Here is a 14,066-nt window from a genome sequence, read left to right as displayed (position 1 = left end):
ACGCCATGGACTTCCAGAAAGCCATAAAACAGCTTGCCCGCCTGACTACTGTAATGTTTGTGCTGGTACTGGGGTTCTTTGGAGCAGTCATTCTTTACCAGCTAAAGCCATCTCTATTTTATACACATCAGGCAGAGACAGACCTCACAGACTGGTTTCCACCAGCTATTGATACAGATCTGCCAGAAGATGAAAGAGGAAGACAGATCAGGTATGGCTACTTGCTGCTCACTGAGACTTCAAAATGGATGGGGCCACAGGTGAAGAATCCTGACATGCAGTATGCCGGTAACAATCTGGCGTGTAAAAACTGCCATTTAAATGCGGGGAAACAGGCGGGTTCAGCTTCATGGATTGGCGTCACTGAACGTTATCCTCAGTTTCGCGCCAGAGAGAATAAAGTGGGAACCATAGAAGACAGGATCAATGGCTGTATGGAACGCAGCGTGAATGGCCGCAAGCTCCCTGAAAATTCTAAGCAGATGAAAGCAATCGTAGCTTATATGGAGTGGCTAAGCGAAGGTATTCCTCAGGAGAAGGTCTATGCCTTTTCCGGTTTTCCTGACATTAAGCTTCCTGAACTAGCCGCTGACCCGGCTATTGGAAAATCTGTCTATGAAAGGGAGTGTATGCTCTGTCATGGAAAAAATGGCGAAGGCGTATGGCTGGCTGATAGTAGCAAAGGTTACCAGTTTCCTCCACTTTGGGGGCCGGATAGCTATAACCATGGCGCTGGAATGAACCGTGTGATTACCGCGGCAGAATTTATCAAAGCGAATATGCCATTTGGGCAGGCCAGCCATGATAAGCCTAAACTTTCAGATGAGGAGGCATATCATGTGGCAGCCTATATTGATAGTTTTGAGCGCCCTTTAAAAGAAAATGCTGAAGCTGATTTTCCTGATATCCAGCTAAAACATGTCTCAACGCCTTATGGCCCCTGGGCAGATGACTTTCCGGCGGAACAGCATAAGTATGGCCCTTTTGGGCCCATCATGCGCTACTATAAGGATAAGTATGATATCACTAAAACGAAATGAGACTGATAGCACTATTTATTTGGATTCTGTTTCAGTGGTGTAACCATGTGGTGATAGCGCAAGATTCTCTTAAAAATAGCAGTGGCGAGTTTTCAGGGCAATGGAGGACATTTTACCTCAATACTTTTAACAAAGGTGAGTTGAAAGACTATTATGCACTTGCCACCGGTGGAAAGTTAAAATATGTGTATTCGCTGGAAGAACATTTCAAATTTGGTGCAGCAGCCTATACATCTTTTAGTTTAGGAATACAGGATTTGAGCGTTCCTGATGCCACTACGGGTAAATACAGTCGTTATGAGTCTGGCTTGTTCAATGTACAGGATATGGGTGACAGATTGGTCTTTATTGCAGGAGAGTTATTCGTACAGTATGAAAATCAGAGACATAAGCTGATCCTGGGAAGGTTTAAATTAGCCACACCGTTTATAAATCCTGAGGATGGAAGAATGATACCCACACTGAGTCAGGGAGTCTTGTACACCCATACAAAAAAACAAAAATACAGGTTTCAGTTGGGAGTGCTGAATGCAATAGCTCCTCGTTCAAGCGATGGATTTTTTAAGATAGGAGAAAGTATAGGGAAGTATCCGGTAGGTAGAACGCTGGCCGGTACTGCCTGCCAGTATGCTGGTAATACACAATCCGACTATATTGCTATCACTGGTCTGAACGTATCACTCACTGATTTTATCAAGGCTGAAGCATGGAATTATTATGTAGATAATATTTTCAATACTACTTATCTAAAACCTGCTATTGACCTGCATGAAAAAGATATCCGGCTTTCACTGGAATGGATACATCAGGAGATGGTAGGAAAAGGAGGAAATGAAACTGATTCTTTGCGTTATTTTGAAGATCAGCGTTCCAATGTGCTGGGAACGCAGCTTGAAATGAAGTTCAGCAAGACAAGATTTAGCCTCGGTTATGACCATATTTTGGAAGGTGGCAGGTTTTTTGTTTCCACGGGAGTGGGGGCGTGAGCCTTTGTTCAGTTTTCAGAAGAGAGAACGTAGCGAAGGTACAGCCAACAGCCATGCAGTGGTATTCACTTTTGACCGTACTTTTCCTTTGAATAATGATAATGACAGGTTTCAATCTATCATTAGCATAGGGCATCATTGGAAACCTCCGGTGAGTAATGCAGCGGATAATAAATATGCTATGCCTGATTATACACATCTCAATCTGGATTTCTTCTACCACAGTAAAAACGTAAAAAGACTTAAACCGGAATTACTCTTGACCTACAAAATAGGAAACGGAGACCGTCCTGAAAATCCCAACTTCACCATAAATAAAGTGGATATGTTTCAGCTCAACTTGCTTATCAACTACAATTTTTAAGCACCCCCATCAATACAGAAGTTTCAAGGGAAAGAGGTTTGTGCATGACAATAGTCACTTTTATGTGTAACATTAGTAACACTCTTTCAGGTGCTGAAATCCGTTATTTATAGTATAGTCATCAAACAAAAAGTATTATGAAAGTAGAACAAATTTATACCGGATGTCTGGCAGAAGCTGCCTATTATATAGAGTCTGAGGGTGAAGTAGCCATCGTTGATCCTCTCAGAGAGGTAGCGCCTTACATAGAAAAAGCAAAAGAGAACGGCGCGAAAATAAAATATGTTCTGGAAACGCACTTTCACGCCGACTTTGTGTCGGGTCACATTGATCTGGCCAAAAAAACCGGTGCTAAGATCGTTTACGGACCTACTGCTCAACCCAATTTTGAGGCACACGTGGCTACAGATGGAGAAATGCTACCCTTAGGAGATATCAAAATAAAAGTGTTGCACACGCCTGGCCACACCATGGAGTCCAGTACTTTTTTACTGATTGATAATGAAGGTAAAGAGACTGCTATCTTTACCGGTGATACTTTGTTCATTGGGGATGTGGGGCGTCCTGACCTGGCAGTAAAAACTGATTTGAGCAGGGAAGATTTGGCCGTTCACCTCTACGATTCACTAAGAAACAAGATTATGTCTTTGCCTGATGAGGTGATTGTCTATCCTGGTCATGGAGCTGGCTCGGCCTGTGGCAAAAATATGAGTGCTGAAACTACTGATACTTTGGGCAATCAGAAAATGTTCAATTATGCGCTGCGTGCAGATATGACAAAGGATGAGTTTATTAAGGAAGTAACTACCGGATTGGTAGAACCTCCCCAGTATTTCCCCAAAAACGCTGTCATGAACAAAATGGGCTATGAAAGTATAGATGAAGTTTTGGATAGAGGTGTGCTGCCACTTGATGTTGAGCAATTTGTGGACGTAGTAGAAAGAAAGAGCGCCATGATTCTGGATACCAGACCCCAGGCAGACTTTATAAAAGGGTTCATCCCCGGCGCTATCTGGATCGGCCTGGATGACAAATTTGCTCCCTGGGTTGGTGCGTTGATTACAGACCTAAAGCAGCCTGTTGTTTTCCTTGCTGAGAAAGGTAAAGAGGAAGAAGTGGTTACGCGTTTGTCCCGGGTAGGCTATGACAATACCCTGGGCTATTTAGATGGGGGTATGCAGACCTGGCAAGAAGCCGGAAAAGATATAGATACTGTAAAAGAAGTTGGTCCACATGATTTTACCAACTTATACGACACAGAAAGGCTGAATGTACTGGACGTAAGGAAGCAGAGTGAATATGAATCTCAGCATATTGAAGGAGCGGTAAATTTTCCCCTGGACTTTATCAATAGAAACATGTCAAAAATTAACAAAGACACCCAGTACTATCTGCACTGCCAGGGAGGCTATCGCTCTATGATTGCTACTTCAATCTTGAAAGCCAGAGGTTACAATCAAATTGTTAATATTCGCGGTGGTTTTAACGAAATCAAGAAATCCTGTATCAAAGTAACGCAATATCATGAACCCGAAACCATGTTGTAGTTTTCAAACTTTGCGTGAGATTGATAAAGCCTCGGTTTTTTGAACCGGGGCTTTTTTATTGAAGCCTTGTGTAACCTTTGTTACAGCATAGCACACTAAAAAGCCGTTCATTTAACTATACACACTATAAAAGATACTTGTCATGGAAGATAAAGAAACACCTATGCAGATGCCCAGAATCGGAGATCTCGCTCCCGATTTTGAAGCTGTTACTACCAAAGGCAAAATCCGCTTTTCAGAATTTGCCCATGATAGGTGGGTAGTTATGTTTTCTCACCCCGCCGATTTTACACCTGTATGTACTACCGAGATGAGTGGTTTTGCCAGGAGAAAAGATGAATTTGAAGCGTTAAATACCGAATTGCTTGGCCTGAGCATTGACAGTGTACATGCTCATCTGGGTTGGGTAAATAATGTAAGACAAAATACTGGCGTCTACTTTGATTTTCCCATTATCGCCGATCTGGACATGAAGGTTTCGAAACATTATGGTATGCTACAGCCCAACGAAAGCGAAACCGCTGCGGTACGGGCCGTATTCTTCATTGATCCCAGCAAGAAAGTCAGGTTGATCATGTACTATCCCCTCAATGTTGGCCGAAATATGGATGAGATACTGAGAGCTCTGGAAGCACTACAGACTTCAGATAAGTACTCGGTAGCCATGCCCCTGGACTGGAAAAAAGGAGATAAAGTAATTGTGCCTCCGCCCAAAACCTTGGAAGAAATGGATGCGAGGCTGGCTGATGAAAGTATAGAGAAAGTAGATTTTTATCTGGCGAAAAAGGCCATTTAAACAACAAGAATACCAGGTCTGTCCATCAGGGCAACCTTACGTTTGAAGTACAGAAAAACCATTAATCATTAACTATCAAAATGATGTTTAATCTATTTAAAAAAAGACCCATGAAATATAGTAACATAAGTCCTGAAGCGTTCAATGAGCTTAGAAAGAAAGAAGGATATGTAGTGCTAGATGTACGCACTCCGGGAGAAGTTGCCGAAGAAGCAATTTCGGGCCATATAGCCATCAATCTTTTTGATCCTGCATTCAGAAGTAAAGTTGAGAACTTAGATAAGTCAAAGCACTACCTGGTATACTGCAGAAGTGGGAATCGCAGTGCGAATGCATGTGCATTGATGGCTGATATGGGTTTTGAAAACCTTTATAACCTGGCTGGAGGAATAGGTGCCTGGAGAAGTGTCAAGGTAGCCTGATAAGGTAATTGTTGATTTTCTTACGTCATTACTTAAATACACACCTTATGGAAAAAGAAATAGTACCTCAGGAAATATATGAGGAAATTGAAAAGATGATTGCGAGTAGCGAAAGTGTAGTTGGAATAGATGCCAAGAAAACACACATTATCATCCTACATAAACTGATTGAAATTGAGAAAAGACTCAAAGCCCTTGAAGAAAGAAAATAAAGGCCAGAATTTATTGTTCGCCTTAGTATTTGCCTTTACGCTCGGCCTGGCTCCTTTTGTCCCCGAGCCTCATATCGTGGGAAAGATCAGCTGGCTATTGGGTGGTGCCGAGGGGATGCAAGCCATGGACTACTTTGACCTGCTCCTCCATGGGGCTCCCTGGCTATATTTAATCTATGCCATTGTGCAGCGTTTAAGGCATGATCAAGAGAGGTAATCCAATTAATCAAACAGAACTATCTGGCTTGTCATGTGTTTCTGTAGAGACTATCGCTCAGTACAATTGCTAAGTTTAATAGGAAAACAAAGAAATATTTAATGATAAAAAATTATTTACTGCTGCTTATCTGTTATTTAGTCAGTTCTTCAATACATGCCCAGGAGGTAGAGAGTACAGCTTATGATGTAATGCTCTCTACTTTGTTGGGGCATTCAGTACCTGAAGTATCGGTAGCGGAAATGAAAAGTAATGAAGTTATTCTGCTGGATGCAAGGGAGAAAGAAGAGTATAATGTGAGCAGAATCAAGGGGGCTCATTGGGTAGGCTATGATGATTTTTCATTAGAGCGTGTGGAAGAGTTCTCAAAAAATCAGGAGCTCGTAGTATACTGTAGTGTCGGTTACCGAAGTGATAAAAGTAACTGAAAAACTCAGAGCAGCTGGTTTCAAAAATGTTTCTAATTTGTACGGCGGGATATTTGAGTGGGTCAACCAAGGCCAAGACGTGGTAGATTCCTCGGGACAACCTACTGAAAAAGTTCATGCCTACGATAGAGTTTGGGGAATTTGGCTTAAGCAGGGAGAGAAAGTATACGACTAGAATTCTTTTGCTTAGCGCTCAAATTTTGGTTGCCATAGGTAATGTATTTTATTAGTTTTGCAGCGCTGATAAACTGACTGAATGAAGTAGACTAGACGTTCACTTTTCAGTACCAGTTTTACTGGCCCCGTAGTTCAATGGATAGAATAGAAGTTTCCTAAACTTTAGATACAGGTTCGATTCCTGTCGGGGCTACTCTCAATCTTTCCTTTGGTTGTTAAAACGAGGATAGAAGGTGTTTTGCAATAATAGGATCCAAATTAGCACCCATTTGTAAGCCCCTTAACAGTGAAGCTAAAAAAGTTAGTATGCATATTTGCGCTGAAAAATTCTTTGCCAGGTAAGTCTTTTACGTTGTAAAACTGTCAACCCCTGGAAGCGTACAAGCTGGCATTGAACAACGCAAAACATAATAACTGTTCAAATAAAGTTTTAGGTGCTTAAAGAAAATCTTAGATAAAAGAAGCAGTACCTAAACTCAAAGTAACCTGTTTAGTCAAACCTTTCTAAAACTGGGAATAGAAAAGAAGAAGAAATCAACTGAGAAAACCAGGTCATGGTTTGCAAATGGAGATCTGTATACTCATGCTTCCAGACAACAATTTCTGTCATTATTGCAACGTGTACATTTCAAATGGCAGTATGATAGAGGGATGCAGCTCATGGTTTGAGAATTGGTACAAGACTATAGCCATGCCTATACTAAGGAGGTAAGTCTAAAATCATCAAGTGCGTTTTACTTCTGACAAAAAAGGCATTGGCAGCAAAGTCAGATTCAAGAATTTTGAAAATATGTATAATTTATATTATTTGTATACATACTATTTCGAAATTTTTTACTATGCCTGACCTATCCCACACAAACCTTGGCGACCTGAATCAGTGGACTGATGAAGCCTTGTGGGAGGAGTTTAAAAACGGTAATCATCAGGCCTTTCACTGTATTTATAAACAGTATTCATCTCAGCTTTATAACTACGGCAGACAGATCTGCAAACAGCACGACCAGGTAAAAGACGCCATGCAGGATCTTTTTGTATCCTTATGGCAAAATAAGGAAAGCCTGGGAAAGACCACAGCCATTAAGTTTTACCTCTTCACTGCTTTGAGGCGAAGAATTATTGAAAATGAAGAGAAGTATACCAAAGCGGCAATAAGACAGTACAGATATCAGGAAGCAAGTACAGTAAAGTTGGTTACCCCTTTTGATCATGATCTTATTCAGCAGGAAAGTATTCAGTTACAGAAACAGTGTCTGGAAAGAGCATTAGAAAGTCTCTCTCCTCAACAAAAGGAGGTGACCTTTTTACTTTATTATCATAACATGAAGTACAAAGCGATTGCCGGACTCATGGGCATTACTACCCGTTCAGTATATACACTGGCCTGGAAGGCTGCAAAGACGCTAAAAAAGAAAGTTAAGCAGTTGAAGCCGCTGCTGCTGACGATATTTCTTACCCTTTATGTAGTCGTTTAAGTACAGCAACTACTCTTCATCCTATCCAAATCCCTGGCGAAGGATCACCACATTCGGGTGCTATCTCTGCCGTTTTTACTCAAATAATAAAAAAAATTTCCTAAAGGAGGATAACTTTTCTGTTTTGCTCCCTTTGTATACTGATCCTTAACTAGTACAATGCAGGACTATACCTCCTATACTGCCCAAGAGTTTGCGCTGGATAAATACTTCCAGCAGTGGGTAGTTGCTCAGGATGAAGATGCCCGGTATTTCTGGGAAAGCTGGCTGGCCAAACACCCGGAAAAGCAAACTGCAGTAATGGAGGCGAAAGCTTTCATTCAGGCTATGCCCTTTGAACAGTATTCACTCTCCCCGGAAGAGGAAAGAGGCATTTGGGTACATATCAATTCCCGGATTTCAGTAGCTGAAGAAGCGCCAACTGCAAGCAGATCATGGTATTTACACCGTTTGTACCGCTATGCAGCCTTTTTGCTATTTCCCCTGATGGCTGGACTACTGTACTTTGTATCCCTTTCAGCTCATGAAACGCTTAGCACCAGTTACGGAGAAAAACGAATGATATCGCTGCCGGATGGCTCTTTGGTAACCCTGAATGCCAACAGCACGCTAAAGTTCCATAATAACTGGGAGAGCCAATCAGTACGGGAAGTATGGCTAAGAGGAGAGGCTTTTTTTGAAGTACAGAAAGTAAATCATCCACAGCAAGCAAAACCGGATACCAGGGTGAAGTTTGTAGTACACACTCCGCAGGTGGAGGTGGAGGTACTCGGCACTGAATTCAATGTGAAGCAGCGTCGGCAAAGCACGGAAGTGGTATTGAATTCCGGAAAGATACTCCTTAAAAGAGAGCAAAAGACCATTGCCCTATTGCCAGGCGAATTGGCTCGGGTTTCGGATACCTCAGCTTTCCTGTCCAAAGAGTTGGTGAACGTGGAAGTATATGATGCCTGGAAAAGCAACCAGTTTGTGTTTGACAATTCCAGCTTACAGGAAGTAGCGCAAATGCTGCGGGACACCTACGGGTATGAAGTAGAGATAAGCCCCGATGTACAGGATAGGAAGATCAGTTCTACAGCCCCTGTGTTTACCAAATATATCCCTGCATTTTTGGATATGCTGGAAAAGCTATACGGGGTCAGTATAATTCAAGGCCAGAATGTCATTCTGATAGAAAAAGATGCTGCTCCATAACAAGGGGTAAGCTGAGATAAGAGTACTCAATATTTGTTGAACTTTTTAATTTTAGAGAACATGTCAAAACTACTACTACAACCTGCCAGATTATTACTATGGTGCCTGTTGGGCAGCATGGTAATGCCGCTGCAGGCTCAGCAGCTGGCTTCACTGGGCTTGGTTGCCGATCCGGTAAAGCAAAAGCGGAAAGAACAAAAATTATTGATCCATTTCCTGGAAGAACTCGGAGAGTCCCACAAGGTAAATTTCTTTTTTGATGAGGAACATGTAAATGAACAGCTGATACAAGAAACGGCAATCGGAGAAGAAAAGCTGGAAGTCGTATTGCAAAAAGTACTATCTCCATTAGGCTTAAAGTCTACCAGACTGGATGAGTCTAATTATATGATAGAAAAGAAAGCCGCCCGGCAGAATGTGGACAATGTTCCGAACATCAGACCGACGCTAAAGCAGGGTAGCAGTATTTATCCGAAACTTACAACGGTTCATCGAATAGCCATGGATAATCGCAGACAGGTATTGGTAATTACAGGGAAAGTTACTTCTCAGGAAGGAAATGAGCCCCTGCCGGGAGTGAACGTACTGGTAAAAGGTACTACGCAAGGCACGATTACTGATATTGGAGGTAATTACAGCCTGGAAGCCCCGGAAGAAGGTACACTGGTATTCAGTTCAGTAGGATATCTTAGCTGGGAAGAAGCTATTGACAACCGTTCTGTCATCAATATCACATTGCAGGAGGACATAAGCCAGCTGGAGGAAATTGTTGTGGTAGGGTATGGAGAACAGAAGAAAGTAAACTTGACAGGATCAGTAGCTGCTGTCGAGGGTGATGAGCTTGTTCAACGGCCAGTATCCAACCCAACCAACTTACTGCAAGGGAGGGTTTCAGGTGTTCAGATTACGCAGCCTTTTGCAAAACCGGGGGATGAACGAAACTCAATTCGTATCCGGGGAACCGGAACCTTTAGTAGTGCCGGGAGTGATCCCCTGGTGCTCATTAATGGCGTGGCTGGCGATATGTCTAATTTAAACCCCGATGATATTGAGTCTATTTCAGTGTTGAAAGATGCTGCCTCAAGTGCAATTTACGGTGCCCGCGCCGCAAATGGGGTTATTCTCGTGACTACCAAAGAAGGGAAAAACAGGCCGCTTTCCATATCTTACCACGGAAATGTTCAGGCCCATCAGGCTACCCGCCTACCGGAATTACTGACTAATTCTGCTGATTATATGGAATTATGGAATGAAGCCAGAATTAGAGGTGGAGCTGCTCCGCACTTTTCTCAAGCTACAATTGACGCGTTCAGAAACAATCCTAATGACCCTGTAAATTATCCGAATTTTGACTGGATAGACCATAGTTTCAGAACCGGGCTTGCCCAAAATCATCACTTGAGTTTGAATGGAGGAAACGATAAAACGGCTTTCAATTTATCAGTAGGGTATTTTGACCAGGATGGGATTACCAGCATCTATGATTTTAAAAAATATAGCTCTCTTTTCTCCATTAACTCCCAGGTAACCGACTGGCTCAAACTGGGCGGCCAGATTCAGTTTGTGAAGAAAGACATTACCAAAAGTGCCTGGGACAATGATGTGGATTATCAAATTCTGGCTATCTATGGTGCAGGCCCCAACTATACACCGACCATGACATTGCCGGATGGGTCTACCGGATACGTAGCAAGGTACAGCCCGAGCATTGCGGAATGGACCGTAAGAAATCCTGATGCCCAGGATGCGAGCGGGTCAATCATACAAGACGACTATAATATAATGCCACAGTTCTTTGCGGATATTCAACTCCATGATAATCTAACCTGGAAGACTAAGGTTGCATTTTCTCTGACGGACGGTTTTTACAAGGGGCATGAGCACCCGGTAGACAACTATTTTTTTGAGGATGGCTCTTATGCCCATAATAATGCTACCTGGCGCCTTGGGGTTAGGGAAACAGCTTCTCAAAGTACGCTTACAACACTTTATTCTACGCTCAATTACGAAAAAGATTTCAAAGGGGGACATTATTTAAATGCTTTGGCTGGGTATAACCAGGAGTCATTTTTCTCCCGTTCGTTGAATGGGTCCAGACAATTGTTTCCCACCAACGAGCTCAAAGAACTTGATGCAGGTTCACCTGAAGGACAAAGCACTGGTGGTTCTGCTTATGAATGGGCCATCAGTTCTTTTTTTGGTCGTCTCGCATATAATTACAATGACAAGTATCTCATAGAAGCAAATGCCCGATACGATGGAACCTCAAGAATATCACCAGACAACCGATGGGGTTTTTTCCCATCCGTATCAGGTGCCTGGAGGATCTCTGAAGAAGCTTTTGCACAAGGGGTAAGCTGGCTGGACAATCTCAAATTAAGGGCCTCATGGGGTAAGCTGGGAAATCAAAATGTAGGGATCTATCCTTACCAGGAGGTCTTGTCTACAACTGCCTATCCATTTGGAAGCTCAACTTCAGCAGGGGTGAGACAAACACGTTTGGTCGACCAAGACTTAAAATGGGAAACCACTACGATGACGGATATTGGCTTAGACCTGGTCGTAAATGGGGGGGTATTTAATGCCACTATTGACTGGTACGATAAGGTTACCGATGATATTCTTTATAACATTCCTGTTCCTGCCAGCGTAGGCCTGGCTGCTCCCACAGTAAATTTTGGTAAAATGAGCAATACGGGTATTGAGCTTGCTTTGGGACATGGTCAACAACTAGGAGATTTTGGTTACAATATCTCTGTTAATGCATCCCGCAACAGAAATGAGGTAGACAGAATATTGGCTCCTGCCTATGGAGAAAGAACGATACAAGAGGGGCTTCCCTGGAATTCTCATTATCTGGTTGAGTGGGTCGGGATTTTTCAAAACCAGGCTGAAATAGATGAAGGGCCTGAGCATCCATTTAACCCCAAACCAGGTGACCTGAAATATAAAGACCAGAACGGTGACAACAGAATTGATGCGGATGATCGGGTTGTCGTTGATGGAGCATATCCTGATTTTATTTATGGTGGTAGCATGAACTTAAGCTGGAAGAATTTGAGCCTGACAGCTTTTTTCCAGGGAGTTGAAGGGCAGAAAGTCAATAATCGTGTCTTATCGTGGGGTTTAGGAAACTATATGCAGGGTTCACCCCCTCCGGTCGAATTTGTAGAAAATAGGTGGACTTCTGAAAATTCTACCAACAGCTACCCCGCTATGTTTGCCAATGGATACGGTCCGGTAACGGGGACGGCCAGTACCTATTGGCTGCAGGATGCTTCTTATTTTCGTTTGAAAAATTTGCTGATCGAGTACCATCTCCCTGTAAGGCTTACCGAAAATATTGGCCTTAAAGACTTAAGGGTATATGCGTCAGGTGATAACCTGTTTACAATCACGGATTATCCCGGAGCAGACCCTGAAGCTTTCGACAATAACTGGTTTACAGCTTACCCGCAAGTAAGGATTCTGACCTTAGGCGTAAGAGTTAAACTTTAACGATAAACTATAATATCATGAACCACTATATAAAACATAACATCGCTAAAGCCCTGATCGGAAGTTTTATGTTGTTATTGCTTTCCTGCAATGAGCTAGACCTAAACCCTCTGGATCAGATTTCAGGACCTACTTTTTGGAACTCTCAGGCCGACGCTGAAATGGCACTGGCAGGTGTTTACTCAACCTTGAATAATCCTTCCTTTACTTTTCCGATGGTTTATTATTCTGTATTGGGAGGGGATTCTGAGCAAAGCGGTATATCGGGTACCGGCCCAATCAATAACCTTGCTGCCGGTGAGGTTGAAGCCAACTCGGGAGGTCTCGTCAGTGATATCTATGCCAATTGCTACGTAGGAATTGCTGCCTGTAATAATTTTCTGGCGAATATTGAGAGGACAGACATAAAAGAAACTACTTTGAACCAATACAAAGGTGAAGTACTCTTTTTGAGAGCTTTTTTTTACTTTAGGCTTACTGAGTTCTACGGGGGAGTACCCCTTTATACCGCACCCATTACCCTGGAAGAAGCCAAGGTACAGCAAAGCACAAAAGAAGCGGTGGTGACACAAATACTTAGCGATTTGGACGAAGCCATTGCTTACCTTCCCAGTGAAATCTATAATGGACATGCTGTAAAAGCTTCGGCTTTAGCACTTAAGTCCAGAGTGCTGCTTCATCAGGGAGCCTGGCAAGAAGCAGCTGCAGTAGCCAGGGAGGTGATGACGGACGGCAGATTCATGCTGTATGAAGATTTTAAAAACTTGTTTTTACACTATGGGCAGGATAATAATCCTGAAATTTTATTTTCAACCAGGTTTTTAAACCCTGATAATTTTAACCAGCAGGATATCCAGCTACAGTGGTGGGGGATACTGAATCCTCGTCAGGAGTTAGTCGATGCGTACGAATGCACTGATGGGCTTCCTATCAATGCATCACCTCTTTATGATCCTGACGACTGGAAGGCGAACAGAGATCCGAGAATGCTTCTTACACTAAAGGCTTTTGAAGACCCAGCAGTTCTTTCTTCAGGAGAAGTAGTTGAATACGATTATAACAATCCATCATCCACAGGATATGAGCCTGCTAAATTCGTAGATGTTGAAGAGTTGCCGGTGGACTATTCCACCAGAAGTGAACACGACTGGATCTTGATACGTTATGCTGAAGTTCTATTAAATTATGCCGAAGCCCAGAATGAAGCAGTAGGTCCCGATCCATCGGTATATGCAGCAGTAAACGAAGTGCGAGCCAGGCCCGGTATTGATATGCCACCATTACCGTCAGGACTGTCACAGGACGAAATGAGGACACGTATCAGGAATGAAAGAAGAGTAGAACTGGCACTAGAAGGGTTGAGATATAGCGACATTAAACGTTGGAAAACTGCAGAGACCTATATTCCTACCCTGTTAAGGCCTAATGGTGCTTACCGGGAGTTTGATCCCTCTAAGCATTATCTGTTTCCCTTTCCTCAGAGTGAGATGGATATCAACAATAATCTGAAGCAAAATCCGGGATATTGATAAAAATAGTAACATTATAGAGAGTTGATCGAGCAGACACACGGTCAACTCTCTGTGCTTCACAGCCAAGCGTCTTAGATTGGTGATAATCCCATAGAAATGTTCTAATTATCGAGGCACAGTAAGGAGGGGAGCGTTGGTAAAATATTGAATATCTGCCTGATTGCTCAATAGTTAAGCT

General features: G+C 42.7%; 14 protein-coding genes and 1 tRNA gene. All 15 read left to right on the top strand.

All coding sequences use genetic code 11. The annotated features are described in order from the left end of the window. Window positions 1-5 precede the first annotated feature (5 nt). The 15 genes from OKW21_RS19675 (at window position 6) to OKW21_RS19610 (ending at window position 13,885) form a co-directional block, all read left to right on the top strand. Complete coding sequence (locus OKW21_RS19675; RefSeq protein ID WP_277482432.1) at window positions 6-1,040, top strand: c-type cytochrome; 1,035 nt, start codon at window positions 6-8, stop codon at window positions 1,038-1,040. After that, window positions 1,037-2,026, top strand: coding sequence for an OprD family outer membrane porin (locus OKW21_RS19670; RefSeq protein ID WP_277482430.1), 990 nt, complete (start codon window positions 1,037-1,039; stop codon window positions 2,024-2,026). Before OKW21_RS19675 ends, OKW21_RS19670 begins: the two co-directional genes overlap by 4 nt. Continuing rightward, window positions 1,971-2,390, top strand: coding sequence for a hypothetical protein (locus OKW21_RS19665; protein ID WP_277482429.1), 420 nt, complete (start codon window positions 1,971-1,973; stop codon window positions 2,388-2,390). The genes OKW21_RS19670 and OKW21_RS19665 overlap by 56 nt, the downstream gene beginning before the upstream one ends. A 137-nt stretch (window positions 2,391-2,527) precedes the next feature. Beyond that, window positions 2,528-3,937: an MBL fold metallo-hydrolase gene (locus OKW21_RS19660; protein ID WP_277482426.1), complete on the top strand. Its 1,410-nt coding sequence runs from the start codon at window positions 2,528-2,530 to the stop codon at window positions 3,935-3,937. Window positions 3,938-4,079: 142 nt separating this feature from the next. Continuing rightward, window positions 4,080-4,733, top strand: coding sequence for a peroxiredoxin (locus tag OKW21_RS19655; protein WP_277482418.1), 654 nt, complete (start codon window positions 4,080-4,082; stop codon window positions 4,731-4,733). Between the two features lie 110 nt (window positions 4,734-4,843). Then, complete coding sequence (locus OKW21_RS19650; protein WP_277482416.1) at window positions 4,844-5,155, top strand: rhodanese-like domain-containing protein; 312 nt, start codon at window positions 4,844-4,846, stop codon at window positions 5,153-5,155. Window positions 5,156-5,202: 47 nt separating this feature from the next. Then, window positions 5,203-5,367, top strand: coding sequence for a hypothetical protein (locus OKW21_RS19645; protein WP_277482413.1), 165 nt, complete (start codon window positions 5,203-5,205; stop codon window positions 5,365-5,367). Continuing rightward, entirely contained in the window at window positions 5,330-5,584 is a 255-nt protein-coding gene (locus OKW21_RS19640) for a hypothetical protein (protein ID WP_277482410.1), read from the top strand. The genes OKW21_RS19645 and OKW21_RS19640 overlap by 38 nt, the downstream gene beginning before the upstream one ends. Window positions 5,585-5,685: 101 nt before the next feature. Next, entirely contained in the window at window positions 5,686-6,012 is a 327-nt protein-coding gene (locus OKW21_RS32595; RefSeq protein ID WP_338130074.1) for a rhodanese-like domain-containing protein, read from the top strand. A gap of 37 nt (window positions 6,013-6,049) precedes the next feature. Beyond that, the gene (locus OKW21_RS32590; RefSeq protein ID WP_338130073.1) at window positions 6,050-6,187 is read left to right on the top strand and encodes a hypothetical protein; all 138 of its coding nucleotides are present in this window, start codon (window positions 6,050-6,052) and stop codon (window positions 6,185-6,187) included. A gap of 123 nt (window positions 6,188-6,310) precedes the next feature. Then, window positions 6,311-6,382: transfer RNA gene (locus OKW21_RS19630), tRNA-Arg, on the top strand. Window positions 6,383-7,028: 646 nt separating this feature from the next. Then, entirely contained in the window at window positions 7,029-7,664 is a 636-nt protein-coding gene (locus tag OKW21_RS19625) for an RNA polymerase sigma factor (protein WP_277482408.1), read from the top strand. Window positions 7,665-7,823: 159 nt separating this feature from the next. Continuing rightward, window positions 7,824-8,858: a FecR family protein gene (locus OKW21_RS19620; protein WP_277482406.1), complete on the top strand. Its 1,035-nt coding sequence runs from the start codon at window positions 7,824-7,826 to the stop codon at window positions 8,856-8,858. A gap of 60 nt (window positions 8,859-8,918) precedes the next feature. Beyond that, window positions 8,919-12,356 (top strand): SusC/RagA family TonB-linked outer membrane protein, encoded by a 3,438-nt coding sequence (locus tag OKW21_RS19615; protein WP_277482401.1) that lies wholly within the window; start codon window positions 8,919-8,921, stop codon window positions 12,354-12,356. A 17-nt stretch (window positions 12,357-12,373) separates the two neighbouring features. Next, window positions 12,374-13,885, top strand: coding sequence for a RagB/SusD family nutrient uptake outer membrane protein (locus OKW21_RS19610; protein ID WP_277482398.1), 1,512 nt, complete (start codon window positions 12,374-12,376; stop codon window positions 13,883-13,885). Window positions 13,886-14,066: the final 181 nt, after the last annotated feature.

The organism is Catalinimonas alkaloidigena (assembly GCF_029504655.1).
Taxonomy (GTDB): Bacteria; Bacteroidota; Bacteroidia; order Cytophagales; family Cyclobacteriaceae; genus Catalinimonas; species Catalinimonas alkaloidigena.
Note: the sequence above shows the minus strand (reverse complement) of the source record. Positions and strands in the feature narration are given on the sequence as shown.

Excerpts from the sequence above, each read along its gene's own strand:
- OKW21_RS19670 (WP_277482430.1), top strand. The coding sequence starts at position 1,037 with ATGAGACTGATAGCACTATTTATTTGGATTCTGTTTCAGTGGTGTAAC.
- OKW21_RS19625 (WP_277482408.1), top strand. The coding sequence starts at position 7,029 with ATGCCTGACCTATCCCACACAAACCTTGGCGACCTGAATCAGTGGACT.
- OKW21_RS32595 (WP_338130074.1), top strand. The coding sequence starts at position 5,686 with ATGATAAAAAATTATTTACTGCTGCTTATCTGTTATTTAGTCAGTTCT.
- OKW21_RS19620 (WP_277482406.1), top strand. The coding sequence starts at position 7,824 with ATGCAGGACTATACCTCCTATACTGCCCAAGAGTTTGCGCTGGATAAA.
- OKW21_RS19675 (WP_277482432.1), top strand. The coding sequence starts at position 6 with ATGGACTTCCAGAAAGCCATAAAACAGCTTGCCCGCCTGACTACTGTA.
- OKW21_RS19665 (WP_277482429.1), top strand. The coding sequence starts at position 1,971 with ATGACCATATTTTGGAAGGTGGCAGGTTTTTTGTTTCCACGGGAGTGG.
- OKW21_RS19655 (WP_277482418.1), top strand. The coding sequence starts at position 4,080 with ATGGAAGATAAAGAAACACCTATGCAGATGCCCAGAATCGGAGATCTC.
- OKW21_RS19650 (WP_277482416.1), top strand. The coding sequence starts at position 4,844 with ATGAAATATAGTAACATAAGTCCTGAAGCGTTCAATGAGCTTAGAAAG.
- OKW21_RS19615 (WP_277482401.1), top strand. The coding sequence starts at position 8,919 with ATGTCAAAACTACTACTACAACCTGCCAGATTATTACTATGGTGCCTG.
- OKW21_RS19610 (WP_277482398.1), top strand. The coding sequence starts at position 12,374 with ATGAACCACTATATAAAACATAACATCGCTAAAGCCCTGATCGGAAGT.
- OKW21_RS19660 (WP_277482426.1), top strand. The coding sequence starts at position 2,528 with ATGAAAGTAGAACAAATTTATACCGGATGTCTGGCAGAAGCTGCCTAT.
- OKW21_RS19645 (WP_277482413.1), top strand. The coding sequence starts at position 5,203 with ATGGAAAAAGAAATAGTACCTCAGGAAATATATGAGGAAATTGAAAAG.